Raw genomic sequence first — 25,844 nt, forward strand, 5'->3', positions numbered from 1 at the left:
TACGTTTTAAGCCAAAAAAGGCCGCCCGGTACCGGGCGGCCTTTTTTGGCTGGCAGCAACGCTTAGCGCTGCTCAATGGGCGTATAGTCGCGGTCCAGCTCGCCGGTGTATACCTGGCGCGGGCGACCAATAGGCTCCTTGTTTTCGCGCATTTCCTTCCACTGGGCAATCCAGCCGGGCAGGCGGCCCAGGGCAAACATTACCGTAAACATTTCGGTGGGAATGCCGATGGCTTTGTAGATGATGCCGGAGTAGAAGTCAACGTTCGGATACAGCTTACGCTCAACGAAGTAAGGGTCGGTGAGGGCTGCCTGCTCCAGCTCCTGCGCAATCTTCAGCAGCGGGTCGCTGATGCCCAAGGCAGTCAGAACTTCGTCGGCAGCCTTCTTGATGATTTTGGCGCGCGGGTCGAAGTTTTTGTAGACGCGGTGCCCGAAGCCCATCAAACGGAACGGGTCGTTCTTGTCTTTGGCTTTTGCAATGAACTTGCTCGTGTCGCCACCGTCGCGCTGGATAGCTTCCAGCATTTCCACCACTTCCTGGTTGGCACCGCCGTGCAGCGGGCCCCACAGGGCGTTGATGCCGGCCGAAACCGAGCCGTAGAGCGAGGCGTTGGCCGAGCCCACCAGGCGCACCGTGGAGGTGGAGCAGTTTTGCTCGTGGTCGGCGTGCAGGATCAGCAGCTTGTTGATGGCGCGCACCACTACCGGATTGATTTCATACTTCTCCGTGGGGAAGCTGAACATCATATACAGGAAGTTGGCAGCATAGTCGAGGTCGTTCCGCGGGTAGTTCAGCGGGTGCCCCATGTTGTTTTTGTAGGTCCAGGCGGCAATAGTAGGCAGCTTGGCCATCAGACGAATCACGTTCAGGTCGATGTTCTCCTTGCTCAGATCCGGCGATACGCTCTCAGGGTAGAATGCGGTAAGCGCGCAGATCAGGCTGCTCAGGATAGCCATGGGGTGGGCCGCCGAGGGAAAACCGTCGAAAATCTTGCGCACGTCTTCGTGCACCAGCGTGTGCTTGGTTATCTGGTTGCTGAACTCGTCGAGCTCCGCCTGCGTAGGCAGCGTGCCGTAGATCAGCAGATAGGCCACTTCCAGAAAGCTGGACTGCTCAGCCAGCTGCTCAATAGGGTAGCCCCGGTAGCGCAGAATGCCCTCTTCACCGTCGAGGAAGGTGATGGCGCTTTTGGTGGCGCCGGTGTTTTTGTAGCCCGAGTCGATGGTTATATAACCAGTCTGGTCGCGCAGCTTGGCAATATCAATTGCCTTTTCGTGCTCGGTGCCTTCGATGACGGGGAAGGAGTACGATTTCCCATCAAGGATAATCTCAGCAGACTCTGCCATAAGCGTGTATTAGGGTGGATGCGGGGCGAAAGTAAAGAATTACCAGCAGGCCGGAAAGCCCGGCCCGAAAGCCGGACATTATACTACCGCCAACCGGGGGTAGAAGTTCGGCTTGAAGCGCAAAATTATTCGCTATGCCGACAATTAAGCGAAACCCCCGAAAGTTGTTGCTAAAAACCTATAGCTCACGCTGGCGGACCCGGCTATTTCCCGATACAGAACTGGGTGAAAATGCTGGTCAGCAGGTCGTCGGTGGATATTTCGCCGGTGATTTCACCCAGGGAGGCCAGGGCCCGGCGCAGGTCGGCGGCCAGCAGTTCCGTGCCGTGGTGGACGCTCAGGCCCAGCAGTACGGCATCCAGGGCTTCGAGGGCAGCTTCCAGACTGCGGGCGTGGCGCACATTCGTTACGATGGTGGCCGAGCCGGTGCGGTCGAGTCCTGAGCCGCGTACCTGTTGCAGGAGCGCCTGCTGCAGCTCGGGCAGCCCCTGGCCGGTGGCAGCCGAAATCAGCAGGGTGTCGGGTTGGGCAAAAGCGGCTGCTTCCGCCGTATCTATCTGGTCGAGCTTGTTGCCTACGGCCAGCGTGGGAATGCGGCCCTCGGGGTTCAGCTCGGCCAGCTCGGTGGCTACTTCGGCGGGCGTGGTGGCCGTCAGGTCGAACAGATACAGGAGCAGCGCCGCCTGCCGCACCCGCTGCCGGGTACGCTCTACGCCAATAGACTCTACCACGTCGGTGGTTTCGCGCAGGCCGGCCGTGTCCACAAACCGGAACCGGATGCCTTCGATGCTTACTTCATCCTCGATAAAGTCGCGGGTGGTGCCGGGCACCGCCGATACGATGGCGCGTTCCTCGTTCAGCAAAGCATTCAGCAGGGTTGATTTGCCCGCATTGGGCTTGCCGGCAATGACGGTTGTTACGCCGTTTTTGATGACGTTGCCCAGCTCAAAGGAGCGCAGCAGCTGCCGGATAACGGTTTGCAGCTCCTGCAGCAGACTGGTGAGGCCGGTGCGGTCAGCAAACTCTACATCTTCTTCCCCAAAATCCAACTCAAGCTCCAGCAACGACGCAAACTGCACCAGCCGGGCGCGCAGGTCCTTCAGTTCCCGGGAAAAGCCGCCGCGCATCTGCTGCATGGCCACCTGGTGCGAGAGGGCCGAATCGGCGGCAATGAGGTCGGCCACGGCTTCGGCCTGGGCAAGGTCGAAGGCCCCGTGCAGGAAGGCTCGCTTGGTGAATTCGCCGGCCTCGGCCAGGCGGGCTCCGCGGCGCACCAGCGCGGCCAGCACTTGCTGCACAATGTAGTCGGAGCCGTGGCAGCTGATTTCCACCACATCCTCCCGAGTATAGGAGTGCGGCCCCCGAAACAGGGAAACCACCACCTCATCCAGAATGCGGCCCTCGTCGCGCAGGGTGCCATAGTGCAGCGTGTGACCCGGCTGCTCGTGCAGGCGCTTGCCTGCAAATAGCTCATCCGTGAGCTGAATGGCCTGCGGACCCGAGAGGCGCAGCACCGCAATAGCGCCCGCGCCGGGCGGCGTGGACAAAGCCACGATGGTGTCGGAAAGAGCGGGAGGCAGCAACGGGGAAGTGGTGAAGTGGTGAGCTGGTGAAATGGTGGGTTTGATGTTCTTCCTGCGCCGCTTGCCCTAATTGCGCTAGTAGAACGTCAAACGCACTATTCCACCTGCTCAATGTTTAAAGCGAGACGAAAAGGTTACGGGAAACTTCGGCAGAAATATGCTGGCGACGAGAGTGGTCGATTTTGACTTCCAGTGAATTATCGAACTCCGTCTTATTCAGCACTTCAAGCCGGGAGCCCAGTCGTAAGCCTACCTTGTCGAGGTACTGCAGGAAGGGCACAGCCGTGTTGCGCACAGCCACCACGGTGCCGGCTTCGCCCAGGGCCAGGTCGGCCACGAGGCGGTGGCGGGTGCGGTGTACGGAACCATCGGCGGCGGGGATAGGGTCACCGTGGGGGTCGGTCTGCGGAAACCCCAGAAACTCGTCGAGGCGCTGCACCAGAAGCGGCGACTGAATGTGCTCCAGCTCCTCGGCTACCTCATGCACCTCGTCCCAGGTGAAGCCCAGCTGCTGCACCAGAAACACTTCCCACAGCCTATGCTTGCGGATAGTGAGCAGGGCCACCCGCCGGCCTTCCGGCGTGAGCGACACGCCTCGGTAGCGCTGGTAGTTAAGCAAGCCTTTTTCGCTTAGCCGACGCAGCATATCCGTTACCGAGGCGGGCCGCGTCTTCAGAACCTCCGAGATGCTGTTGGTCGTCACGTCGGCGCCCGGCGTGGCTTCCGCCAGCTTATAAATGGCTTTCAGGTAGTTTTCCTCGGTGTAGCTGGGCATGTATGGGAATTAATAATTAAGAATTAGTAAGTAAGAATTGCAGGTGACGGTGTGCTTCTACCTGCAAAATGAGCCTCGAAGGCACATTCTTACTTACTAATTCTTAATTCTTAATTAAAAATCTACCACTTCACCAGCGCCGAGGCCCAGGTGAAGCCCGAGCCGAAGGCAGCCAGGCACACCAGGTCGCCGCGCTTGATGCGGCCTTCCTGCACGGCTTCGCTCAAGGCAATGGGTACGGAGGCGGCCGTGGTGTTGCCGTAGCGCTGGATGTTGCTGAACACCTTGTCTTCGCTCAAGCCCAGCTTCTGACCTACATACTGGGTGATGCGTAGGTTGGCCTGATGCGGAATCAGCATGTCGATGTCCTGGGCCTGGTAGCCGTTCTGGTCGAGGGCTTCCTTGATAACCTCAGGAAAGCGCGTAACGGCGTGCTTGAACACCTGCTGGCCGTTCATATACGGGTACATGTCCTCGGGCTTGTCGAGCACCACCTGCACGCGGTTGTCGCGGTTGGAGCCCGGCTCCCGGGTAATCAGCTCCTCGGCAAACTCGCCCTGGGAGTGCAGGTGCGTGCTCAGGATACCGCGGTTTTCGTCGGTGCTGCGGCGCAGGAGCACGGCCCCGGCGCCATCCCCGAAAATCACCGATACGGCCCGGCCACGGGTGCTTTTATCGAGGCCCGATGAGTGGATTTCGGAGCCTACCACCAACGCCGTTTCGTACATGCCGGTTTTAATGAACTGGTCGGCCATGCTCAGCGCATAGATAAAGCCCGAACACTGGTTGCGCACGTCGAATGCCGGAATAGGGGCCTTTATGCCCAGCTCGCGCTGCAGCAGAACCCCGGAGCCAGGGAACAGGTAATCGGGCGAGAGCGTGGCGAAAACAATAAGCTGCACGTCATCAGGCTGCAGGCCGGCCATTTCCAGGGCCTTGCGGGCCGCATTGGCGCCCATGTTGGCGGTGGTGTCCTTGCCTTCTTCAAACCAGCGCCGCTCCCGGATGCCGGTGCGTTCCTGAATCCACGCGTCGGTGGTTTCCATGAGCTGTTCGAGGTCGGCGTTGGGCACCACGCGGTCGGGCACATAATGGCCGACGCCGGCAATTTCGGTGCGGTGAAGAGTAGACATAAAAGGAGAGGGGGGATTTAGCGGGAAAAAGAGCGCGAAAGGGCGGAAGTTAGAAAACTTTCCGCCTTGGCGCATAAACGGGCCACGAAGGTCGGCAGTTACCGAATAAAATCCAGTAGGGCCAAAAGCTTTTGCTCCTCGCTGTGCCAAAAAACTTCCGCCGGAACACCCTGGAGGTAGAAACCGTGCCGCACCAAGTCGCGTTTCATCTGCGCAACAGCAGCCGATGAAGTGTCAGCGAAATCTACCGCCAGCCCGGCCTGATGCGGGGCAATAAACTGCTGCCAAAGTGGGTTCCGCGGAACGAGCACTGGCAGGGCGTGGGCCATGTATTCAAAGAGCTTAGTGGGTACACAGCGCCAGAAACTAGGATGCTCCTGGTAGGGCAGCAGCCCCAGGTGGCTGCGCCGAATGGCTTCAATAATGCGCATATGCGGCACCGGCTCGGCCCCGCCTACCAGTTCCACCGCCCCGCCCGATTCGGCGGCTAGCACCTGAAGCCGGGGCAGCAAGGCCGGGTGCTGGCAAAACCCGATGATGGTGAGCCGGCTGCCCGGCCAAACCTGGCGCAGGGCCCGGGCAAACTCCACGGCCGCCAGCACCCCGTTCAGCTCCGAAATGGTGCCAGAGTACAGCAGCTCCAGCGGCTGGTTCGGCGACAGGTGTACGGGCGTAGGGCGCGGCAACTCGGGGCCGGGCGGCTGGTACTTGTTTTCCAGCACAAGGGTGCGGGCCGGGGTGGCGAAAGGCAGCTCGTCGGCATAGCTTTTCTCCGCCAGAATCACCTTCTCGGCGGCAGCGGCGGCCAGGGTTTCCAGCCCACGCACGGCGGCGGCCAGCAGCCCGCGCACCACGGCCGGGTACACGTGCTGGGTGCGGATGTTGAGGGCAAAATTCTCCTGCACATCATACACGAAGCGCCGCCCCCGGCCCAGCCAGTGCCACAGCAGCGTGAGCGGCAGCAGCTCAGGGGCATGCACCACTACCAGCTCTGGCCGCAGGCGCCGCAGCAGGTGCCAGTAGCGGGCCTGGGCCCGCAGCCGCGCCCAGCTCAGGCGGGTGCCGGCCAGCAGGTTGTGCGTATGCAGATTGGCCGGCCCCATCGGGGGCGGTGCCTGCCGCCCGGCCGCGTGCACCTGCACCTGGGGAAGCCGGGCCAGGGTGCGGCCAAACTTCTCGTACATGCGCGTGTCGTCCAGCGGCTTGAGCACGGAGGCCAGCAAAATCGTGCGGGGTGGCTGCATAGTGGCCGCGAAGATGGTAAGTTTGGGGCGAAATGGCTGTTGTCATGGCGAGCAAAGCCATCCGTCCTGAACAGCGCCACACGCCCGGAGAAATAACAAGCCCTTGTATGAGCCAGTCATCGGGGACTTGCTGGGTAAAGTTTATGTCTGGTTTTGCTCAGGACGGATGGCTTTGCTTTGCTCGCCATGACAGTCACTTAACCAGTCAGCCATCCAGCCATATAAACCATTCAAACCAACCATGACCGACCTGCAAGCTACCATAGAAGCTGCCTGGAACGACCGAAGCCAGCTCCAGCAACCTGCTACCGTTGAGGCTATCAACACCATCATTGAGGAGCTGGACAAGGGCCGCCTGCGCGTGGCCGAGCCCCGCGGCGACGACTGGCAGGTGAACGACTGGGTGAAGAAAGCCGTCATCCTTTACTTCCCTATCCGCCAGATGGAAACCCTTGAAGTAGGCCCCTTTGAGTTTCGCGACAAAATGCTGCTCAAAACTGACTACGCCGGCCAAGGGGTGCGCGTGGTGCCGCCCGCCGTGGCCCGCTACGGCGCCTATCTAGCTTCCGGCGTTATCCTGATGCCCAGCTACGTGAACATTGGCGCCTGGGTGGGCGAGGGTACGATGGTAGATACCTGGGCCACCGTGGGCTCCTGCGCCCAGATTGGAGCCGGCGTACACCTGAGCGGGGGCGTGGGCATCGGGGGCGTGCTGGAGCCGGTGCAGGCCGCCCCGGTTATCATCGAGGATGGGGCCTTCATCGGTTCCCGCAGCATTCTGGTAGAGGGCTGCCGCGTGGGCCGTGAGGCCGTTATCGGGGCGGGCGTCACCATCACGGGCAGCACCAAGATTATCGACGTGACGGGTGCCGAGCCCAAGGAGTACAAAGGCTACGTGCCGGCCCGCTCGGTGGTCATTCCGGGTTCCTATGCCAAGCAGTTTGCCGCCGGCGAGTACCACGTGCCCTGCGCCCTCATCATCGGCCAGCGCAAGCCCAGTACCGATCTGAAAACCAGCCTGAATGACGCACTGCGGGACTTCGGCGTGTCGGTATAAGCTGGTCCGCGATGAGCAATTGCTATTTCGATGACTCTGAGGAAGGGTTGGCGCGGGAAACCAGCCACCCGTTCTTTGTGGAGCATGCGTCAGCCGATTTCTACTACGACTGCACGGACGACTTTTCGCCATTTGGCAATGACTCTGGGGCCGATACGCTACTTAATCTGGAAGACTGGTACCGGGAGCGTGGCGCCGGCGAAAAAGTTGCCCGCTTTCTTCGGCGTCAAATCGAGGAATGGGACTTCAATGCGGAGTATCTAAAACTGGTCGATCTGACTCAGCTGGATACAATTGATCGGGAGGAGCAGAGTTTGAATAATGAGCTTGACCGAGCGGTTATTGCTACAGTATTCGGACAATACAAGATTGCGGGCAAGGCCGATAAAACAATGTTAGCTATGGCCGAACTTGCTTTTCGACGCCAGCGGTACGTAGCTGAAAAGGCTTTAATCAGGGTTGGGGACCCTTGGGAGTACGCCACTGAGTACCTGAACCGCCTTACCATCATGGAAGCCGACTTGGCCGCTATGAGCACAAAAAAAGCCCGCTGATTAAGCGGGCTTTTTTGTTGTCAAAAGGAGAGTTGGCTTATACCGCCTCCCGCAGCTTCTCCCCGAACACGGCCTTCACCTTGTCTACCTTGCTTTTCACCACAAACTGGCAGTAGGGCTGGGAGCCGTTCAGGTTGTAGTAGTTCTGGTGGTAGTTCTCGGCGGGGTAGAACGCCTTCAGGGGCAGGATTTCGGTGGTAATAGGGCCATTGAAAGCGTTGGCGGCCGTGAGCTTCTGCTTGTAGGCTTCGGCCAGGTGCTGCTGCTCCTCATTGTGGGTGTAGATGCCCGAGCGGTACTGGGTACCTACGTCGTTGCCCTGCTGGTTGAGGGTGGTAGGGTCGTGAGTTTTCCAGAAGATTTCCAGCAGCTCCTCGTAGCTGATAACGGCCGGGTCGAAGGTGATTTGAATAACCTCGTTGTGGCCCGTGAGACCGCTGCACACTTCCTTATAGGTAGGGTTGGCAATGCGCCCGCCGGTGTAGCCCGATACAACTTTCTGCACGCCCTTAAGATTCTGAAATACGGCTTCGGTGCACCAAAAGCAGCCGCCGCCAAACGTGGCTTGTTCCATGTAGTTAGGAAAGAGAATTACACTGAAAAAGGATACTCTATAAGCGTATTCAACCTCCGAAGGTTTCACCGGAAAGCTACGCACCGGCTAGCTGCCTGCGCTTACATACCGGCGGCAGACCGTATCGGCTAGTCGGCCAGTAGCTTCCAGGAACGCGAAAGTGCCTGCCGACTACTCGGCAGGCACTTCATGATTTGCTACAAGTCCCGCCTAATAGCCGTGAGGGCCAGTGGGTGGATAGCTGCTTACCGGCGAAACCGTTCGGCCACTACCAGGTCCTTGGAACCGGGCGTCCAGGTGTAGAAGCCTTCACCTGATTTCACGCCCAGGCGGCCGGCCATTACCATGTTCACTAGCAGCGGGCAAGGGGCGTACTTGGGGTTGCCGAGGCCCTCGTGCAGCACCCGCAGAATAGCTAGGCACACGTCCAGCCCAATGAAATCGGCCAGCTGCAGGGGGCCCATGGGGTGGGCCATGCCCAGCTTCATGACCGTATCGATTTCCTCTACGCCGGCCACACCCTCAAACAGGGTAATGATAGCCTCGTTGATCATGGGCATCAGAATGCGGTTGGCCACGAAGCCGGGGTAGTCGTTTACCTCCGTGGGCGTTTTGCCCAGCTGCCGCGAGAGGTCCATTACCTGCGCCGTTACCTCGTCGGACGTAGCGTAGCCCCGAATGACCTCCACCAGCTTCATCACCGGTACGGGGTTCATAAAGTGCATGCCAATCACCTGGGTGGGCCGCTTGGTGACGGCCGCAATTTTGGTGATGGAAATAGACGACGTGTTGGAGGCCAGAATGGCGCCGGCCGGGGCGTGCTGGTCCAACTCCCGGAAGATGTTGAGCTTCAGCTCCACGTTTTCGGTGGCAGCTTCTACCACCACATCGGCCTGGGCTACGCCCTCGGCCAGGTTGGTATAGGCCGTGATGCGGCCCAGCGTAGCACTCTTGTCGGCCTCTGAAAGAGTGCCTTTGGCTACCTGCCGGTCCAGGTTTTTGCCGATGGTAGTGAGGGCCCGGTCCAGGGCCGATTGGTTGATGTCGATAAGCGCCACGGGAAATCCGTGTTGGGCAAAAACGTGGGCAATGCCATTGCCCATGGTGCCCGAGCCAATAACGGCTACGTGTTGCATACTAAAAACAGGTTGGGTGGGAAGCGCGGGCCACTCACGGCCCGCGCCCGCAAAGCTAGCCGGAAATCCGGCGGGGCCAACAGCCATCCTGCGCCCGGGTCACGCCTGGAGGGCAAGCCAGGGGAAAGAAAAAACCGTCGTCAGCACTGGCAAAGCCAACCAGCTTCTGGCGTGCGCCGGCCGGCCAACTAAGAATTTTCCTATCGATTTATATCCTTTTCTAAATACCCGCGTACAAAACCGCAAATCACCTTACCAGCGTTTTTGTTTAAACAAAATCAGGCAGTAGGGTGGTGGTTTCTCTCCTCTCCAATTTCCAACCACATTTCACCTTCACCACCATGGGTAATCTGCTGTATATCATTGCCGTCATCCTGATCATCATCTGGGCCCTCGGCTTCTTCGGCATTCTGGGCACGGGCATTCAGGGCAACAACCTGATTCACATTCTGCTGGTTATTGCCATCATCGCCGTAGTGCTGCGCCTGATTCGCGGCGGGCGGGTGTAGGTATTCCTGCTGCCAATAAAGACAAAAAGGGCTGCTCCATTCCGGAGCAGCCCTTTTTATTGTTTCTAAGGAGCTTTATTTCAGGTCGAACAGAAAGCAGAAACGAATGACAGGCTGGCCGTAAACTTTGTATAGCCCATCGTTGAAGTTATAGAGCAGCAGAATGTCGCCGGCGGCCCTATCACCAAACTGCTGGCGGTAGCCAGCGCCCAGCAACGGGGTGGAAACCGTGTGTTTCTCTGTGTAGGGACCACCCAGATAGATAGTCTCAGGAGTAGTTTCGGCAAATGTAACCTCATACTCGCCGTGCGCAAAAAACTGGTCAATGACCCGATATTGCGCGAAGACTTTCACGCCGTAGCTATTGGTACTGATGTTTTTCGGGAAGCCTTGCTGTACATAGCCACGCTCCAAGCCGTAGTTATTGTAAGCATAGCTAACCCCAGGGCCAATGGCAAACCTATCGGAAACCCGGTAGCCAATGGCCGGCGACAGGCTGAAGTTAAACTGGCTGCCGAAGCCGCCAGAGTTACTATAGCCTAGCCCGAAGTTGGAGTACAGGAAAAACTTACGGGCTACCTGCGGAGCCTGTGCCTCGGGCCGTGTGCCGGGCTGTGGAGCCGGTATGTCCTCGGCCGAACGCGGCGTGGGCTCGGCAGGCGTATACACCGGCGCAGGAGTAGCCGGCTGCCGAGCCGGGGCGGGTGGGGCCGTGTTCAGCTCGGGCTTGGCCGTTTGGGTGCTGTCGGTGGTTTGGGCGCGCACGGCCGGGGCCAGCCACAGGCTGGCCCCTCCGAGGGAAAGCAAAAGCAGGAGTTGTTTCATAGCGGGGCTACAACGCGCCTACGATACCAGTTGGTACATGCGCTGGCGCTGGGTTTTGATGTTCTCGTCGGCCAGATACTCCTCGTAGTGCATGCGCCGGTCAATGATGCCGGTGGGCGTAAGCTCGATGATGCGGTTGGCCACGGTTTCCACCACCTGTAAGTCGTGGGAGGCAAAAATGAGCGTGCCGTTGAACTCCTGCAGGGAGTTGTTGAGGGCCGTAATGCTTTCCAGGTCGAGGTGGTTCGTGGGGTCGTCGAGCACCAGCACGTTGCCGCTTTCCATCATCATCTTGGAAAGCATGCAGCGCACTTTTTCGCCCCCGCTCAGCACGTTGCTTTTCTTCTGCGACTCCTCGCCCGAGAACAGCATGCGGCCCAGGAAGCCCCGGATAAACGACTCATCCTTCTCGGTGCTGTACTGGCGCAGCCAGTCCACCAGGTTCAGATCAGTATCGAAGAACACCTCATTTTCCTTGGGGAAGTAGCTGGGCGTGATGGTGGTGCCCCACTTGAACGAGCCCGACTCGGGCTTGGCCTGCTCAAACAGGATGTCGAACAGCAGGGAAGCAGCCCGGTCGTCGCGGCTGATGATGGCCACCTTGTCCTTCTTATCGAGGGCAAACGACACGTTCTTGAAAATCACCTGCCCATCTACCGAGGCGCTCAGGTTGTCTACCGCCAGCAGCTGGTTGCCGGCTTCGCGCTCGGGCTTGAAGGCAATGTAGGGGTACTTGCGCGAGCTGGGCTTGATTTCCTCCAGCGTGAGCTTCTGGAGCAGCTTCTGGCGCGAGGTAGCCTGCTTGGATTTGGAGGCGTTGGCCGAGAAACGGCGCACAAATTCTTCCAGCTCCTTGCGCTTGTCTTCGGTTTTCTTGTTCACTTCCTGCCGCTGGCGCAAAGCGAGTTGGCTGCTCTCGTACCAGAACGAGTAGTTGCCGGGGTACATCGTGATTTTGGAGAAGTCCAGGTCGGCCATGTAGTTACACACCGCGTCCAGAAAGTGCCGGTCGTGGCTGACCACAATCACCGTGTTCTGGAACGAGTCGAGGAAGTTCTCCAGCCACAGCACAGTTTCGGCGTCGAGGCCGTTGGTGGGTTCGTCCAGCAGCAGCACGTCGGGGTTGCCAAACAGGGCCTGGGCCAGCAGCACCCGCACTTTGTCGGAGGTGCCCAGGTCGCTCATCAGGGTGTGGTGCTTGTCTTCGCCAATGCCCAGGCCGGACAGCAGCTCGGCGGCTTCATACTCAGCATTCCAGCCTTCAAGGTCGGCAAACTCGCCTTCCAGCTCGGCGGCCCGCTCCCCGTCGGCATCGGTGAAATCGGCCTTGGCGTAGATGGCGTCTTTTTCCTCCATCACCTTCCACAGGCGTGTGTGGCCCATAATTACGGTCTGGAGCACGGGGTAGGCGTCGTAGGCAAACTGGTTCTGCTTGAGCACCGAGAGGCGGGCACCCTTGGGCATGTCCACCGCACCGGTGTTGGGCTCAATCTCGCCCGAGAGAATCTTCAGGAACGTGGACTTCCCGGCGCCATTGGCCCCGATAAGGCCGTACACGTTGCCGGGCATAAACTTAATGGTGACGTCTTCGAACAGGATGCGCTTGCCGTAGCGCAAGCTAACGTTGGTGGTGCTGATCATAAAAAGGCAAGAAGGTCGAATGCGCAGGAAAGCCTAACGGCCTAGCGGCGCGCAAAAGTAAGGAAAAATGCCTGGGCCTCCGTGCTCTAAGGGCCATTTAGCCGGCCGGGCAGCGCCCTGGCTGGGCTGCCTGCAGAAAACTGCCGGCCGGCACAACAACCCAGGTAGCGGGCTGCGTATAGCCTTGGAGCAGACTGGCAACCCGCTGGTACTGAACAAGACAGTGGCCGCTGGGAGTTCCGGCAGACCTATTTTCACTTTTTCCTTCGCTGTGTTATGACTGATTCCCACATTACCCCCGAAAACAACGGCGTCCGCTATGGCTTGCTGACGGCCGCTGGCATGGTTCTCTATTTTCTGGTGGCTGGCCTGTTAGGCCTAACAGGCCGCGTGGAACTGAGCTACCTCAACGTCGTAATTCTGGCCGTGGGCATCTGCCTGGCCATTGCCCGCTACCGGCGCTACCGCCACGACCGGATGCCCTACCTGCATGGCTTCGGCACGGGCATCATCACGGCCATTGTGGCTTCGGTGGCATTTGGCTTCTTTTTCCTGGTCTACGCTGTTCTCAACCCCGGCTTGGTAGAGCAGTTGCGCGCCACGGACCTGTTTGGGGCCGATCTGTCGATAACTATCTGCTTTCTGGCCATTCTGCTGCAGGGCGCCATGGCGGGCGTTATCATCTCCCTGGTAGCTATGCAGTACTTCAAAAGCCCCGACCACATGCCCATGCAGGGAGTGGAGTAGTCAGGCGAAGAAGATAAATAGGCAAGCCCGTTCCAAAAGCCAGTGGCGTATGGAGCGGGCTTTTGTACGACCACCGTTTTATAGAATTAGGCACGAGCGGACGTAACAGCTATATATTTTAATAGTATTTTATCTTCTATTTATTGAAAATAAGTTATAACTTGAAGGAACGAAACCCGAGTAACGGCCGGTTTCTATAGTATTCATAAACCAGTCTGCGCATCCTGCAGCTTCTTTGTATACACTACCCGGCTATGACACGCACTTTACTAACGCTTCTGTTGAGCTTTGTTTCACTGGCTCCCGTAGCGGCCCAGGCCGGCGACCAAGTGGTGGAACTACCTTGCCCGCTGGCTTCCGTGCGCACGGCCGTACGCAGCCGCGTCATCACCCGCGACCTAAGCCAGAGCCTCCATCTCACGCAAGCCCAGCAGGTGCGCATGCGTGTGCTTTACCTCACCATGGTAGCCCGCCAGGATGAGCTGCAATGGCACTACGGGGGCGACCCGGAGCAACTGCGCCTCCAGAGCCAGGCCCTGGACACATATTATGAGCAGGAATGCCGCAAGATTCTGCGGCCCGCCCAGGTAGAGCAGCTGCTGCAGGCAAGTTATCCGGCTTCCGGAGAGCCCGCCACCATCAGCGAGGATAGCCGGGGCTAGCCTCCGCGGACTTTACTGATGTCCTACCGGCAGCAGCACTTCTGAAACCAACCCCAGCGGGTCGAAGCGCAAGCTCAGTTTGGACGCCTGCGACCGGGGGTGCCCGGCCTCACACTGCGCGCCCGGCCGCAGATAATAGATATATACCTTCTCCGTCTGGGCCGAAAGCTCTACCTCATCGGGCCGACCCAGGAGCTTGTCGATAGCATCGGTGTGGACGCCGTACAGCGCTTCGCGGTTTTTCTGGAGCACTGGCAGCTGGCTGGCCCGCGTGTCGTTGCAGGCATAGGGGTCTGAGCGCCAGGTGGCGGCCTCGAAGCCCGGCAGGGAGGCCGCCTGGTGGCTGCAGCCAGCTAACAGCAAAGCCGAAGCAAAAAAAACGGCGCGACAAACTTGCATAGGGAACCAGGATAAAGGGCAGGGCGTTGGGAGCACGCCGTAAAACTACTAAATTGGCGGTAGTGCCGGTCTTGTAGGGCCGGTGGCAGTAGCTGAGTAACAACCAGAATGAAGCATATGAAAGGATTGTTGCGCAGGGTTAGTGGGTTGATGCTGGGAGTGATAAGTGTGCTGGGAGCAGATGCCGCCGTGGCTGCTTCACCCCGGCCGGCGGGCAATCCGCGCACCGTGCAGCTCAGCGAAGTGCAACGAGCGTTCTACCAGACGGCGTTTGAGCAGGAAGTATTGCGCACCTACACGGCCGCCCGCCTGTCCCTTACCGGCCTGCGGCCCGATGTATACCGCCAGGCGCTACTGGGCTACTACAACCTGCAGCAGCACGGCTCCGCTGCTGCCGGCGCGCCCCTCACCATTATCGATTTCAACCTGCCCAGCCGCCAGAAGCGCTTGTGGGTGATAGACGTACGCCAGAACCGGCTGCTGCACCATACGCTGGTAGCGCACGGCAAAAACACCGGTGAAGATCTGGCCCGCACGTTCTCCAACCGAAATGGCTCCGAAATGAGCAGCCTGGGCTTTTATGTAACGGGCCAGCCGTACACCGGCAAGCACGGCCTCTCGCTGAAGCTGCATGGCATGGACGACGACTACAACTCTCACGCCGCTGACCGGGCCGTGGTAGTCCACGGTGCCGACTATGTGAGTGAAGCCTTTGTACGCCAGCATGGTCGGCTGGGGCGCAGCCAAGGCTGCCCGGCTCTGCCCGTCACCGAGGCCCCGCGGATTATTCGTGCCATTCAGGCGGGCTCGGTGGTGTTTGCGCATGCCCCGCAAAACGTTTCTTATGCTTCGGCCTGGCTGACGCTGGACTCGGCACTATACGGCTTCGCGCGGGCAAAAGGCCTGCAGGGAGTAGGCTGATTCCGGCACTAAAACCAACCGTATTAACACAAAAAGGCCCTTCGGATATTGAATCCGAAGGGCCTTTTTGCTATGGTAAATGTAATGCGGACGATAGGCTAACAGGCTTGAGCCGGCTACTTCATCAGGACCTGTCCCCGGTAGCTTTTACCAGGTTGATGCCGGCAAAGAAGAAAATCAGCCCGACTACGAAGGGTACGATGGAGTTCATCTTGCCCAGTACTACCCCGGCAACCTGCATGAAGCCCAGCGCCCCGTAAATGATGCCCACAATGCCAAGAATAGTGAGAATGGCGCCAAAAGTGCGTTTCTGATTCATATGTTCGGAAGAAGAAAGGGAAGAGAAGGAGAGGAGTACAACGTGGTTTGCCCCCAGGGGCGTCCCGCGCCCTCTACGCAAAACGCGGCCGTAAGGTGACAAGCGGCCGGCCCACAGCCACTGCAACCCTGCTTACGCCTTCGCGTTACACTGCAAACCCTGGCCTGCGGGCCAGCGGCGCTTCTCTCTCCCACGCCTTTTTCTCCCTCCATAATGCGCGGCAACCTACGCTACCTCATCGCCCTGATTGTCGGGGGCTTTTCGCTGATTACCTACTACTGCAACCGCCAGACCAACCCCGTCACCGGCGAAACGCAGCACGTGAACATGACCACCGACCAGGAAATTGCCCTGGGTTTGCAGGCGGCTCCCGAAATGGCCCAGCAGTACGGCGGTTTATATCCCGACCAGGAAGCCCAGAACACTATCGACCGGATTGGCAATGCCATTATCCAGGGTTCCCCGGCCGTTCGTTCCCCCTACAAGTTCGACTTTCATCTATTGGCTGACGACCAGACCATCAATGCCTTTGCGCTGCCCGGCGGGCAGGTGTTCGTGACGGCGGGGCTGGTAAAACAGCTTAAGTCCGAAGGCCAGGTGGCCGGTGTACTGGCCCACGAAATCGGCCACGTTATCCAACGGCACTCGGCCGAGCAGCTAGCCAAGTCGCAGCTCACGCAGGGGCTGGCCGGTGCTGCAGGTATTGCCGCTTACGACCCCGACCGACCCGGCGGCTCCATTGCCAATGCCGCTATTGCTGCCGCCGTAGCCAAAGTAGTGTCGTTGCGCTTCAGCCGCGAAGATGAGCTGGAAGCCGACCGGGTGGGCGTCGACTATGTATCCGATGCCGGCTACGACCCCCGCGCCCTGCTGCAGGTGATGCAGGTGCTGGAGCAAAGCGGCGGTGGCGGCGGTGGCCCCGAGTTTCTGCAGACGCACCCGAACCCCGGCAACCGTACCCAGGAAATTCAGCAGGAAATTCAGACCCGCTTTCCCAATGGTGTACCGGCCGGCCTGAAGCCCTAACGATTCGCCCAAGCGCTGGTATTACTGCTGGCTGGCACACTGCCGGCCAGCAGTTTTTGTATCCTCAACTTTCGTTACTTCAATCTCCCGCATGGCTTTTCCCAAGTCGCTTTTGCTGCGTAATCTGCTCTTCGTGCTCAACCCCATTTCGGGCGACATCGACAAGGAAGGGCTGGAAGAACGTATCCAGGAATACTGCCGGGAGCATGGCCGCACCGCCACGTTTTTCCATACTACCGGCAAGGATGACCTGACCCGGTTGCGTCAGCACCTGCATCAAGAGCCCGCCGAGGCCGTATTTGCGGCGGGCGGCGACGGCACCGTGAACCTTGTAGGGGAAGCATTGACAGGCACCGAAACGCCGCTGGGCATTCTGCCGCTGGGCTCGGGCAATGGCTTGTCGAAAGATCTGGGCATCGGGCAGAGCCTGGAGGAGGCGCTGCCGCTTATCTGGCGGCACACGGTACGCAGCATCGACACGCTGCGGGTAGGCGGGCACTTTTCGGCCCACCTGGCCGATCTGGGCTTCAACGCATTGATTGTGGAGAGATTTGCCGCAGGGGACACAAGAGGGCCGGGGGCCTACGTGCGCATCGCCATGCAGGAATACCTGGACTACGAGTCCGCCGTGTACCACATCGAAACCGACCGGGAAACCTTCGAAGGGACGGCCTTTATGCTCACCGTGGCCAACGCCAACACCTTTGGCAGCAATGTGGTCATCAACCCCGCCGGCCAGCTGGACGACGGCGAGTTTGAGCTGTGTCTGATTGAGCCATTTCCGGGCACGGCCGCGCCGGGCATTCTGTATCGGCTCTACACCGAAGGGTTCGACGAGTCTCTTTACACCCGCCGCCTGTGCTGCCGGCACGCCCGCATTCATATTCAGGGGCAGGAGCAAGCGTTGGTACAGGTGGACGGGGAGCCGCTGAAGCTGCCTATGCCCCTCGAAATTCAGATGCTGCCTGCGAGCCTGCGGGTGCTGGTGCCGCTGCCCGTCCCGGCCGAATAAGTTGCCAACGGAATACGTCGGTGCCGGGCGGGGTGCCGGGCTCCAGCACCCGCAGCCATACCTCGGCGTTCTGGTAGAATTCCAGCACGAAAAAGCCCTTGTGCTCGTGCACGAAAGCAGCCCGCCCGCCGTGTTGCACAAAGGCTGTTTTGCTGCCCGCCCCGCTAACCAGGTAATGGCTGCCCTGGCGCTGGAAATACTGCAGGTTGTGGTCGTGGCCGGCGGCGTAGATAAGGTTGGGGAACTGGTGCAGTACGCGCAGCAGGCGGCGCCGCAGGTGACGGTAGCGGGGGTGAGCCATGTCCTCGGCTGCTCCCACCAGCTTGCGATACACGGGCAGCAGGGAGCCTATAAGGGGCAGCGGCAAATACGCTTTTTTATGCACCGTGGTAAGCGGAAACATGTGTTGCCGGGCTGTGAACTTGCCGCCGTGGATGGCATTGGAATACAGGGGATGATGCCCGGCCACAATGATCTGCTGGTGCTGGTTGGCCCGCAAAATCTGCAGCAAGTCCTGAAAAGGCCTGCCACCGGCCGTAGCCGAAGGGCGCTGTCCCTGCTGCACCCACCACTGGGTGTTCAGGACCACCAGCAGAATGCCGGGGGCCAGCTGCAGCGTCACGGGGCCAGGAAGGCCGTTGGCGGGCAGGAAGTGGGCGGCGGGCAGATGCTCGTGTACCAGCTGCTGCTGACGCAGCACGTACTCCAGCCCATTGGGGCGCCCCTTGTTCCAGTCGTGGTTGCCGCTGAGGAAGATGACCTGGCCGGCATAGCTCTCAAAAGACTGCAGCTGCGTGAGCAGGCGCCGCTCGGCATCTGGCCGGCCGGGTGCACTCTGCGGTGGAATACCGGTCGGATATACATTATCCCCGAGCAAGACGGTAGCACTGGCTTCTCCGGCAGCCTGCTGCCACTCCTGCAGCAGCCTCAGCACCGAGTCGGGGCCGGTGGTAGCCACGGCACCAGTGTCGCCGATGAGGGCCAGCTGGTAGCGACGCGCAGCGGCTGGCGGGGGCGTCGCCTCGGGCCAGTGGCCGTAGGCGGGAGCCACCCATACGCGCCGCCGCCAGCGGCGCTCCTGCGTGTGCCGCACCAGGAGCCACACGCTCAGCAGCGCTACCACGGCAGCGGCCACGTACCCGATAAGTAAGAGCCCCGAAGTCACGCGCAAAACCAGCTAAGCATACCGGTGCGTATACGGGCTTCTGAGGCTGATAGCTGGGAACCAAGCACGCTTAGCCGATGAAGTTGTATATGGATCTTAGCGATATTATAGCAGATTCGAGAACAGTGTAGCTGCTAATGGGCGGCATCCGTAGACAGGTGTATGCAAGCGTATTCCTTGGATTTGCGCTAGCGCGTGGCGTAGGCGCTGGCCGAGCCGGGTGCCTGGCAGGCGCAGGTGGCGGCCCGTTTCTGCGTGAGCGTGGCCTTCGTGGGCAAGCTCGTGCGCCGGCAGCGGCAAACGGGTTCGCTGGCGGCGCTGCCCGGGCGGGGCGGGCCGCCGCGGTGCCTGGACGCGGCGGCGCAGGCGTGGCTGGTGGCCCAGGTCGGGCGGCAGCCGGACGCGACACTGGCCGAGTTGCGCGAGGCGCTGCAGGCCCACACCGGGCAGCGCGTGAGCGTGGGCTCGGTCTGGCGCGTGCTCGACGAGCACGGGCTGCGCCGCAAAAAAAAGCCTGTACGCCACCGAGCGTGACACCGAACGCGTGCACGAATTGCGCTGCCAACATGTCGAAGCCGTGGCCGGCCTTTTACTTCCTCGACGAGACCGCACTGCGGCTGGATTACACGCGCCGCTACGGGCGGGCTGTGGGCGGCAGGCGTGTAGGCGGGGCCGTGCCGTGCCGCTGAAGCGTGGCAAGAGCCTGCCGTTGCTTGGTGCGCTGGGCGTGCGCGGGCTGAAAGCTGTGCAGGTGCTCGATAACCTGCCGGTGCACAAGCTCGGCGGGCTGCAGCAAAGACTAGCTCGATGCGGCGTCGAGGTCCTGTTTCTGCCGCCGTACTCGCCCGACTTCCCCCGGTCGAGCAGGGCTGGAGCAAGCTCAAAGCGAAACTGCGCCAAGCGCAAGCCCGCACCCGCGAGGCGCTGCTGACCGCCACCCAAGACGCACTGCAGTGGGTTACCAGCCAGGACGCCAAAGCCCGGTTCAATTACGGCGGCTACCACGTACACCGTTCATGAACCTGCTATAGGAAGGCGTTTGATTAATCCCATACACTCACAGAATCGATTCTGCTGATGACGCTTCTTTATTCCTAAGAGCGTGTTTGGGGATTCAAGCGCGATTGAGGGCCATGGTGATGTTGGCCAGCAAGAGCCAGGCGGCATGGCTAGCGGGGGTGAATTCATAATCAACGACGACCCAGCGCCGGGCCAGCCAGGCGAAGGTGCACTCGACGACCCAGCGCCGGGCCAGCGGTACGAAACCGCGCTGCGTGGGTGGCCGGCTGCTGATCTGCTGAGCCACACCCAAGCTCAGCAGATGGCGGGTGAAGCGCCCGCGGTAGGCGGCATCGGTGAGCACCCGCTGCAGGCGCCGCGCCCACCAGGGGCGCTGCGGCAGCAAAGCCAGCGCGCCGGTGCTGTCATGGCGGTGGGCCGCGTGCACATGGGCCGCCCAGATGCGCCCGCCCGAATCAACCAGCAGCTGGCGTTTGCGGCCGTTGACGAGTTTATGCGCGTCCAGGACGCGGTGTTCGTAAATGCGCGGGGCCAGCTTCACGCTTTGGCTGTCCACACACGCCAACGCTGGGGTAGGTTCGCGGCCGTGTGCCACCCGATCCAGGGCGTTGACCAGCGTGTTGAGCTGCTGCCACAGGCCCAGACGCTGCCAGCGGTAGAAATAGTAGTACACCGCCGTCCAGGGCGGAAACTGCGGGGGCAGCGCCCGCCATTGGCAGCCCGTGCGACACACGTCGAGCAACGCATCGAAGACGTGACGCAAACACAAGCGGCGGCGCCGTTGCACAGGCAACAGCAACTCGATAACTTGCCATTGCGAGTCAGTAAGGGGTTGATAGCACTCAACCATAAGCCAGAAGGAACCTAGGAACTCCCCCGGCAACTTGCTGACTCGCTTTTATTTGCCCCCTGCCCAATTCCCAAACACGCTCTAAGTACAATTGTCACCGTCAATTCTTTAATGTATACCTGTTGCGCTGCTGTTAATAATCATATACTTAGTTTTTATTTTCAAGAAAGGTCTTTCAAAATATCTATAAGACAAATGAGCTACTAATGTCGTAATAATCATAACGCTAATATATGCTAAGGCAAAGCGCATTATATAATTCATGTCAAATGCATGAATTATTCGAGATAATATAATAATTAAAATTGGATGAATAACGTATATTCCATACGATATTTTCCCAAAAAAATTAAATAAGGGTTTATTTAAATTTACTATGCGATTTCTGGGATCTACTTGTCCTAATATGAGGGCAATTGATAAAATCCCGACAATTTCGTTGTCTATGAAAGAGGCAATGTGAAACTTATTAAATAGCATAAATATAATGCTTGTGAAAACAATAATTTGAGTGACTATATGTTGGCAAATTGCCAAAAACCACTTGATATTTTTATAGTACATAATGCTTGCAGCAGCACCCATTGCCATACAGTGAAATCTGGTGATATGTAAAGATATGTAGAATATATTTTCATCAAAATTTTTGATAGTTAATCTTAATGCTAATTTAGCCATTAATGCAATGACGATTATAACTATCGAAGCAATGAATAATTGATTGATTTTAAGCTTCCCTAGCCAAGGCCAAAAAAGATAAAATTGCTCTTCAACACCTAATGACCAATAATGGGCAAATAACAAAATGGCATGTCCTGTAATAACTGGTATATTGGCACTTAAAAATATATAAAAGGGTAATTGATTAGCATTGTCAATAAAACCGTTAGTGATATACATGTATAAACTACCGAGTAAAAGAAATGAATAATATAATGGCCAAATGCGGAGTGCGCGGCGAATATAAAATTGCTTAATTTCTATTGTGCCAGTTGTGCTTTTTTCGTGTAATAGCAAAAAAGTTATTAAAAAACCACTTAAACAAAAAAACATTGTCACACCATAGCCGGCAAGAGTTATGCCAGAAGTTAGAAAACCTAAGTTTGTAGTATTTATCCCAAAATCTCCCAAAGCATGGGAAGTATGTGATAAAACAACAGCAATACAAGCTATGGCTCTAATGCCATTCAAACCAGGAAGGTGTATAGTTGACTTCATGTTTACTTTTTTGGTTACAAAGCTACTATATTAAAGTGTCTTTTGGAATGATATAGAGAACATAAGAGTGTGTTTGGGAAATGGGTATAAGCTAAACAAAAACGAATCAGTAAGTTGCGGACGGAGTTTCTCGACTCTGGCTCGCGTTCTGATTGACGTCTATCAAATCTTTACTGACTTACATTGGTAAGGTTACTCGGCTACAGCTGCCTGTGCAAAAGCAATGGTACTTGTGTTTAACTCCTTACTATATGCCTGCCACACTGTCAAACTTTGGTGCGCCTTCCGCCGAGATTTCGGATTGTACCTTAGTGTATTATGACTTCTACTACTGGCAGAAAAGGCCTTTGTGTACACGTGAATAGATCCTTCTTCAGGGAATACCAATTAAGCGAAGGGCTCGAGGTGTTGTGCTCCCTAACCTGTGTCGACAACCAAAGCATTAAGTTAGGTCTTTGTTTATGCGAACATGGGGTTGGACGGCGGCAAATGCGTCTATGGCCGCAAACGATATACCCTCACCGATTCAAGTGGCGCAACTAGGCCCCCAGATGACGTCGCTAACGAGTACGTCAGCGGCGTCATCCTGGGGGAACTGCCCCACCTTCCCTAGAGGCTATTATGGACTGGTGAACTAAATTGGGGTAGGGCACGTCCATTTGGTTACCCGAGTGATGTAACGGATGCGGAATAGGCCTTTGTGGCACCCTATCTGACCTTGGTGCGAGAAGATGCGTCGCAACGTCAGCACGCGTTGCGGGGCTTGTTCAACGCCGTATGTTACCTGGCCAAGGCATGCGGCTGGCGCTACCGGCCGCATGCCTTGGCCAGCCGTGTAGCAGCAGTGGCCCGCTGGCGCGACAACCGCTGTTTTGAGCACCTGCTGGCTGATTTGCGCGAACTGGGCCGCCTGCTGGCCGGCCGCCAGGCTGAGCCCAGGGCCGTGATTCTGGATTCGCGCACGCTGCAAAGCATGCCCGAAAGTGGGGCCCGCGCGGGCTACGACGGTACCAAACGGCGCAAAAGCAGCCAGGTGCACGTGGCTGTGGATAGGTTAGGCCATCTGCTGGCTGCGGTGGTCACGCCGGTCAACGAGCCGGACCGCGGGCCCGTGGCTGCCTTGTGTGAGCAGGTGCAGCAGGTCACGGGCCAGCAAGTCGAAGTGGCGTATGTCGACTAGGGTTACATGGGGGAAGAAGTGCAATACGCCGCAGCGGTTCACGCCATTGACCTAAAAGCCATTGCCAGGCCCGCGGGCCAGACCGGATTCGTGGTGCTGCCGCGCCGCTGGGTCGTGGAACGCAGCTTTGGTTGGGCCGCCCGCTTGCGTCGCCTGGCCCGCGACCACGAACGCCTGGCCTTGACCATGCAGCAATTCAATTTCCTCGTCTTCGTCGGCCTATTGCTAGCCAAAGGCATTTTTCAGCCTATTAGTCCATAACAGGTTCTAGCCTAGTGGGCGAGGCGCAAGCAACTCGTGCTAAAGGATGAGGCCTATAGGGGGACGCGTCGAGTAGCACTGGCTTCTCCAGCAGCCTGCTGCCACTCCTGCAGCAGCCTCAGCACCGAGTCGGGGCCGGTGGTAGCCACGGCACCAGTGTCGCCGATGAGGGCCAGCTGGTAGCGACGCGCAGCGGCTGGCGGGGGCGTCGCCTCGGGCCAGTGGCCGTAGGCGGGAGCCACCCATACGCGCCGCCGCCAGCGGCGCTCCTGCGTGTGCCGCACCAGGAGCCACACGCTCAGCAGCGCTACCACGGCAGCGGCCACGTACCCGATAAGTAAGAGCCCCGAAGTCACGCGCAAAACCAGCTAAGCATACCGGTGCGTATACGGGCTTCTGAGGCTGATAGCTGGGAACCAGGCGCGCTTAGCCGATGCGTTTGGTTGGATCCAGCCGAATTCGGGCTGTTATTGTCAGCTGGGTTCCCACAGCTCCAGCTTGTTGCCTTCGGGGTCCAGGATATGGACGAATTTTCCATAGTCGAAACTCGCAATGTCGTCGAGGATGGTTACGCCGTTTTCTTTAAGCTTATCGACCAGTCCTTCGATATTCTGAACCCGGTAGTTAATCATAAACTCCTTTGTTGAAGGAGAGAAATAGTCACTTCCCATCTTGAAAGGACTCCATTGCAGAGAAGTTACCTCCTCTGGACGGTCAGCATTCCGGGATTCGAAGCTGGCACCCCAGTCATTGACCTCAAATCCAAGGTTATTGGCGTACCACTCCCTTATTGCCTGCGGATTGTCTGACAAAAAGAAAATGCCTCCCACGCCCGTCACTTTTGGCGTTACGCCGACGGGTAATGGGGCGTTTGTTGATTCGTCGTTTTGCTCTTCCATCTTTCAGCGGTTTTGGTTGGGCATTGTAGCATACAGAGAATCTGCCCTCAAAAATTCGGGGGTGTGAGGTTCTTGAAGTGGCCGTTGAGGCGGGAGCGGTCCTTGAGCCGCTCGGTTTCCAGCAGCACGGGCAGCACCTGTTCCAGGTGTTCGGCAATGAGCTCCTGGCGCTCTAGCTCACTGGTGGCGCTCAGCAACTGGTATTCCTGCTCGGTGCTCAGGCCCAGGTGGTGGCCCAGGTCGTAGGTGCGGTAGTCGGCGGGGAGCTTTTGCAGCAGCTGGCGCAAACCCAGCACGTCGTAGAGCTGCCGGAGGTAGCCCTGGATGCGGCGGTGCAGGTCGGCATCGGGGGCGGGGTCGTCGATGATGGGTTCGATGGTGCCGGCGGCGTAGAGCTTGCCCGGGGCCTGCCGGAAAAACTCCCGAATGCGGAATACACCCAGCGCCTCGGTGCGGATGTCCATTTCGCCGGTGGGGTAGGTTTTCTCGATGCTCAGCAGGCGCATTTCCGTGCCCAGTTCCCGCACTTGGTCGGTATACAGCGGAATACCGAAAGTCAGGCTTTCTCCCAGGCAGTCTTGCACCAGCTGGCGGTAGCGGGGCTCGAAGATGTGCAGGTTGAGCTTTTCGCCCGGAAATACGACCAGATTAAGCGGAAACAGCGGCAGCAGGCGGGGCATAGGGCAACGGGAGAAGGCGCAGACGGCGGAAAAGTAAGCAAATCCCCGGCGCAGGCCCACAAAACCCGTAATTTCGCCCGCTTGCCGATATTCTATGTAGCAGAACGTCATGCAGAGCAGAGCGAAGCATCTCGCTAGGGTAGTAACCTGATTACTACCCCAACATCAGCACGCGAGATTCCTCGACTTCGCTCGGAATGACGTTCTTTTAAACTTCACTCAATCACTCATTCACTTTCCCGTGGCTGATTTTAAACTGTACTGGCGGCGCGGCTGGCAGCTGCTGCTGCAGGTAGGCGCTTCCCTGCTGCTCACCACCATGGTGTGGGTGCTGCTGTACCGCTGGGTGTCGCCGCCGGCTACCTGGCTGATGCTGGAGCGCCGCTCGCACCGACCCGCTGGCTACGAGCACCTGGAAAACGAGCGGCAGATTCACTACAGCTTCGTAGGGCTGGAGGAGGTGTCGGCGCAGCTGCCGCTGGCGCTGGTAGCGGCCGAGGATCAGCGCTTTCTCATGCATCACGGCTTCGATGTGGAGGCCCTCAAGAAAGCGGCCCAGCGCAACCGCGACGCCAAGAGCAAGCAGCTGGTTGGTGGCAGCACCATCAGCCAGCAGGTAGCTAAAAACGTGTTTCTCTGGAATGGGCGCAGCTACCTGCGCAAGGCCGCCGAAGCGTACTTTACGGTGCTCATTGAGCTGCTCTGGGACAAGCAGCGCATCCTGGAAATGTACCTGAACGTGGCCGAAATGGGCGACTGTACTTTCGGGGCGGAGGCCGCTGCCCAGCGCTACTTCCACAAGCCCGCCGCCAGGCTCACCGCCTCCGACGCAGCTCTGCTGGCGGCCATTCTGCCCAACCCGCTCAAGTTCCGGGCGGCCAGCCCCGGCCCGCAAACCCGCGCCAAGCAGCGACGGGTACTGCGCAACATGCGCCGCCTGGGCGGCACCCGCTTCGTGCAGCAGGTACTGACGGCGGAGTAGCCAGCGGGCAGCCTCCCGCGAATATGGGAGAGCCGTGCGACAGAAAACGAGCCCTCCCGCATTCGCGGGAGGGCTCTGAGGAAGAAAACGAGGCTTCACGCGAATGCGGGAAGGTAGTGTGGC

At 58.7% G+C, this 25,844-nt stretch carries 29 protein-coding genes and 1 pseudogene; 12 read left to right on the forward strand and 18 right to left on the reverse strand.

All coding sequences use genetic code 11. From position 1 onward, the window contains the following. Positions 1 to 62 precede the first annotated feature (62 nt). The 5 genes from I5L79_RS13790 to I5L79_RS13810 form a co-directional block, all read right to left on the reverse strand. Positions 63 to 1,349, reverse strand: a complete 1,287-nt coding sequence (locus I5L79_RS13790) for a citrate synthase (protein WP_196955649.1) — start codon at positions 1,347 to 1,349, stop codon at positions 63 to 65. Positions 1,350 to 1,552: 203 nt separating this feature from the next. Further along, positions 1,553 to 2,932, reverse strand: coding sequence for a tRNA uridine-5-carboxymethylaminomethyl(34) synthesis GTPase MnmE (gene mnmE, locus I5L79_RS13795; RefSeq protein ID WP_394368809.1), 1,380 nt, complete (start codon positions 2,930 to 2,932; stop codon positions 1,553 to 1,555). A gap of 115 nt (positions 2,933 to 3,047) precedes the next feature. Continuing rightward, the gene (locus I5L79_RS13800) at positions 3,048 to 3,707 is read right to left on the reverse strand and encodes a metal-dependent transcriptional regulator (RefSeq protein WP_196955650.1); all 660 of its coding nucleotides are present in this window, start codon (positions 3,705 to 3,707) and stop codon (positions 3,048 to 3,050) included. Positions 3,708 to 3,829: 122 nt separating this feature from the next. Beyond that, the gene (locus tag I5L79_RS13805) at positions 3,830 to 4,840 is read right to left on the reverse strand and encodes a 3-oxoacyl-ACP synthase III family protein (protein WP_196955651.1); all 1,011 of its coding nucleotides are present in this window, start codon (positions 4,838 to 4,840) and stop codon (positions 3,830 to 3,832) included. Between the two features lie 98 nt (positions 4,841 to 4,938). Further along, positions 4,939 to 6,084 (reverse strand): glycosyltransferase, encoded by a 1,146-nt coding sequence (locus I5L79_RS13810; RefSeq protein WP_196955652.1) that lies wholly within the window; start codon positions 6,082 to 6,084, stop codon positions 4,939 to 4,941. A gap of 241 nt (positions 6,085 to 6,325) precedes the next feature. Between I5L79_RS13810 and I5L79_RS13815 the strand changes: the two genes are divergently transcribed. Then, a complete protein-coding gene (locus I5L79_RS13815) occupies positions 6,326 to 7,141 on the forward strand; it encodes a 2,3,4,5-tetrahydropyridine-2,6-dicarboxylate N-succinyltransferase (RefSeq protein ID WP_196955653.1) in 816 nt (271 codons plus the stop codon). An 11-nt stretch (positions 7,142 to 7,152) separates the two neighbouring features. Further along, on the forward strand, positions 7,153 to 7,695 hold the full coding sequence (locus tag I5L79_RS13820; RefSeq protein ID WP_196955654.1) for a hypothetical protein: 543 nt from the start codon (positions 7,153 to 7,155) through the stop codon (positions 7,693 to 7,695). Positions 7,696 to 7,732: 37 nt separating this feature from the next. On the opposite strand, the gene msrA is transcribed toward I5L79_RS13820, so the two are convergent. Both msrA and I5L79_RS13830 read right to left on the reverse strand, forming a co-directional pair. After that, the gene (msrA, locus tag I5L79_RS13825; protein ID WP_196955655.1) at positions 7,733 to 8,269 is read right to left on the reverse strand and encodes a peptide-methionine (S)-S-oxide reductase MsrA; all 537 of its coding nucleotides are present in this window, start codon (positions 8,267 to 8,269) and stop codon (positions 7,733 to 7,735) included. 245 nt (positions 8,270 to 8,514) lie between these two features. Beyond that, positions 8,515 to 9,405, reverse strand: coding sequence for a 3-hydroxyacyl-CoA dehydrogenase family protein (locus I5L79_RS13830; RefSeq protein WP_196955656.1), 891 nt, complete (start codon positions 9,403 to 9,405; stop codon positions 8,515 to 8,517). A gap of 341 nt (positions 9,406 to 9,746) precedes the next feature. On the opposite strand from I5L79_RS13830, the gene I5L79_RS13835 reads away from it, so the two are divergent. Beyond that, positions 9,747 to 9,914 (forward strand): lmo0937 family membrane protein, encoded by a 168-nt coding sequence (locus I5L79_RS13835; RefSeq protein ID WP_196955657.1) that lies wholly within the window; start codon positions 9,747 to 9,749, stop codon positions 9,912 to 9,914. 75 nt (positions 9,915 to 9,989) lie between these two features. On the opposite strand, the gene I5L79_RS13840 is transcribed toward I5L79_RS13835, so the two are convergent. Together I5L79_RS13840 and I5L79_RS13845 are read right to left on the reverse strand one after the other, a co-directional pair. Continuing rightward, positions 9,990 to 10,739: a hypothetical protein gene (locus tag I5L79_RS13840; protein ID WP_196955658.1), complete on the reverse strand. Its 750-nt coding sequence runs from the start codon at positions 10,737 to 10,739 to the stop codon at positions 9,990 to 9,992. A gap of 18 nt (positions 10,740 to 10,757) precedes the next feature. Beyond that, positions 10,758 to 12,380 (reverse strand): ABC-F family ATP-binding cassette domain-containing protein, encoded by a 1,623-nt coding sequence (locus I5L79_RS13845; protein WP_196955659.1) that lies wholly within the window; start codon positions 12,378 to 12,380, stop codon positions 10,758 to 10,760. A gap of 276 nt (positions 12,381 to 12,656) precedes the next feature. Between I5L79_RS13845 and I5L79_RS13850 the strand changes: the two genes are divergently transcribed. Together I5L79_RS13850 and I5L79_RS13855 are read left to right on the forward strand one after the other, a co-directional pair. After that, the gene (locus tag I5L79_RS13850) at positions 12,657 to 13,127 is read left to right on the forward strand and encodes a DUF4199 domain-containing protein (protein WP_196955660.1); all 471 of its coding nucleotides are present in this window, start codon (positions 12,657 to 12,659) and stop codon (positions 13,125 to 13,127) included. 281 nt (positions 13,128 to 13,408) lie between these two features. Continuing rightward, positions 13,409 to 13,789, forward strand: a complete 381-nt coding sequence (locus I5L79_RS13855) for a hypothetical protein (RefSeq protein WP_196955661.1) — start codon at positions 13,409 to 13,411, stop codon at positions 13,787 to 13,789. Between the two features lie 12 nt (positions 13,790 to 13,801). Here the strand turns inward: I5L79_RS13855 and I5L79_RS13860 are convergent, their stop codons facing one another. Beyond that, the gene (locus I5L79_RS13860; RefSeq protein WP_196955662.1) at positions 13,802 to 14,188 is read right to left on the reverse strand and encodes a hypothetical protein; all 387 of its coding nucleotides are present in this window, start codon (positions 14,186 to 14,188) and stop codon (positions 13,802 to 13,804) included. Between the two features lie 108 nt (positions 14,189 to 14,296). On the opposite strand from I5L79_RS13860, the gene I5L79_RS13865 reads away from it, so the two are divergent. Beyond that, positions 14,297 to 15,109 carry a murein L,D-transpeptidase catalytic domain family protein gene (locus I5L79_RS13865; RefSeq protein ID WP_231403103.1) on the forward strand — a complete coding sequence of 271 codons (813 nt, stop codon included), beginning with the start codon at positions 14,297 to 14,299 and terminating at the stop codon, positions 15,107 to 15,109. A gap of 124 nt (positions 15,110 to 15,233) precedes the next feature. Here I5L79_RS13865 and I5L79_RS13870 read toward each other — a convergent pair whose 3' ends face one another. Beyond that, positions 15,234 to 15,428: a hypothetical protein gene (locus I5L79_RS13870; protein ID WP_196955664.1), complete on the reverse strand. Its 195-nt coding sequence runs from the start codon at positions 15,426 to 15,428 to the stop codon at positions 15,234 to 15,236. Positions 15,429 to 15,641: 213 nt separating this feature from the next. Between I5L79_RS13870 and I5L79_RS13875 the strand changes: the two genes are divergently transcribed. Both I5L79_RS13875 and I5L79_RS13880 read left to right on the forward strand, forming a co-directional pair. After that, entirely contained in the window at positions 15,642 to 16,454 is an 813-nt protein-coding gene (locus tag I5L79_RS13875; protein WP_196955665.1) for a M48 family metallopeptidase, read from the forward strand. A gap of 91 nt (positions 16,455 to 16,545) precedes the next feature. Next, positions 16,546 to 17,466, forward strand: coding sequence for a diacylglycerol/lipid kinase family protein (locus tag I5L79_RS13880; protein WP_196955666.1), 921 nt, complete (start codon positions 16,546 to 16,548; stop codon positions 17,464 to 17,466). On the opposite strand, the gene I5L79_RS13885 is transcribed toward I5L79_RS13880, so the two are convergent. Beyond that, the gene (locus tag I5L79_RS13885) at positions 17,393 to 18,631 is read right to left on the reverse strand and encodes a metallophosphoesterase (protein WP_317191384.1); all 1,239 of its coding nucleotides are present in this window, start codon (positions 18,629 to 18,631) and stop codon (positions 17,393 to 17,395) included. The two genes, I5L79_RS13880 and I5L79_RS13885, sit on opposite strands and share 74 nt — an antisense overlap. 255 nt (positions 18,632 to 18,886) lie before the next feature. Here I5L79_RS13885 and I5L79_RS13890 point away from each other — a divergent pair, with 255 nt between their 5' ends. After that, positions 18,887 to 19,165 (forward strand): helix-turn-helix domain-containing protein, encoded by a 279-nt coding sequence (locus I5L79_RS13890; RefSeq protein WP_231403105.1) that lies wholly within the window; start codon positions 18,887 to 18,889, stop codon positions 19,163 to 19,165. A 100-nt stretch (positions 19,166 to 19,265) separates the two neighbouring features. Here I5L79_RS13890 and I5L79_RS13895 read toward each other — a convergent pair whose 3' ends face one another. Then, positions 19,266 to 19,427: a hypothetical protein gene (locus tag I5L79_RS13895; protein ID WP_196955667.1), complete on the reverse strand. Its 162-nt coding sequence runs from the start codon at positions 19,425 to 19,427 to the stop codon at positions 19,266 to 19,268. Between I5L79_RS13895 and I5L79_RS23795 the strand changes: the two genes are divergently transcribed. Beyond that, on the forward strand, positions 19,401 to 19,562 hold the full coding sequence (locus I5L79_RS23795) for a hypothetical protein (protein ID WP_394368810.1): 162 nt from the start codon (positions 19,401 to 19,403) through the stop codon (positions 19,560 to 19,562). The genes I5L79_RS13895 and I5L79_RS23795 overlap by 27 nt on opposite strands. A 183-nt stretch (positions 19,563 to 19,745) precedes the next feature. Here I5L79_RS23795 and I5L79_RS13900 read toward each other — a convergent pair whose 3' ends face one another. Both I5L79_RS13900 and I5L79_RS13905 read right to left on the reverse strand, forming a co-directional pair. Then, positions 19,746 to 20,501, reverse strand: coding sequence for an IS5 family transposase (locus I5L79_RS13900; RefSeq protein ID WP_196955668.1), 756 nt, complete (start codon positions 20,499 to 20,501; stop codon positions 19,746 to 19,748). A gap of 108 nt (positions 20,502 to 20,609) precedes the next feature. Beyond that, positions 20,610 to 21,719 carry an acyltransferase family protein gene (locus I5L79_RS13905; RefSeq protein WP_196955669.1) on the reverse strand — a complete coding sequence of 370 codons (1,110 nt, stop codon included), beginning with the start codon at positions 21,717 to 21,719 and terminating at the stop codon, positions 20,610 to 20,612. Between the two features lie 700 nt (positions 21,720 to 22,419). Here I5L79_RS13905 and I5L79_RS13910 point away from each other — a divergent pair. Continuing rightward, positions 22,420 to 23,160: pseudogene (locus I5L79_RS13910) on the forward strand (transposase). A gap of 53 nt (positions 23,161 to 23,213) precedes the next feature. Here I5L79_RS13910 and I5L79_RS13915 read toward each other — a convergent pair. From I5L79_RS13915 to I5L79_RS13925, 3 genes are all read right to left on the reverse strand, one after another. Beyond that, positions 23,214 to 23,522: a hypothetical protein gene (locus I5L79_RS13915; RefSeq protein WP_231403106.1), complete on the reverse strand. Its 309-nt coding sequence runs from the start codon at positions 23,520 to 23,522 to the stop codon at positions 23,214 to 23,216. Between the two features lie 111 nt (positions 23,523 to 23,633). Beyond that, complete coding sequence (locus tag I5L79_RS13920) at positions 23,634 to 24,059, reverse strand: VOC family protein (protein WP_196955671.1); 426 nt, start codon at positions 24,057 to 24,059, stop codon at positions 23,634 to 23,636. 47 nt (positions 24,060 to 24,106) lie between these two features. After that, a complete protein-coding gene (locus I5L79_RS13925; RefSeq protein ID WP_196955672.1) occupies positions 24,107 to 24,739 on the reverse strand; it encodes an LON peptidase substrate-binding domain-containing protein in 633 nt (210 codons plus the stop codon). Positions 24,740 to 24,980: 241 nt separating this feature from the next. Between I5L79_RS13925 and mtgA the strand changes: the two genes are divergently transcribed. Then, positions 24,981 to 25,721, forward strand: coding sequence for a monofunctional biosynthetic peptidoglycan transglycosylase (gene mtgA / locus I5L79_RS13930; RefSeq protein WP_196955673.1), 741 nt, complete (start codon positions 24,981 to 24,983; stop codon positions 25,719 to 25,721). The last annotated feature ends 123 nt before the right edge of the window (positions 25,722 to 25,844 follow it).

Origin of the sequence: Hymenobacter guriensis (assembly GCF_015773195.1) — a bacterium.
Classification (GTDB): Bacteria; Bacteroidota; Bacteroidia; order Cytophagales; family Hymenobacteraceae; genus Hymenobacter; species Hymenobacter guriensis.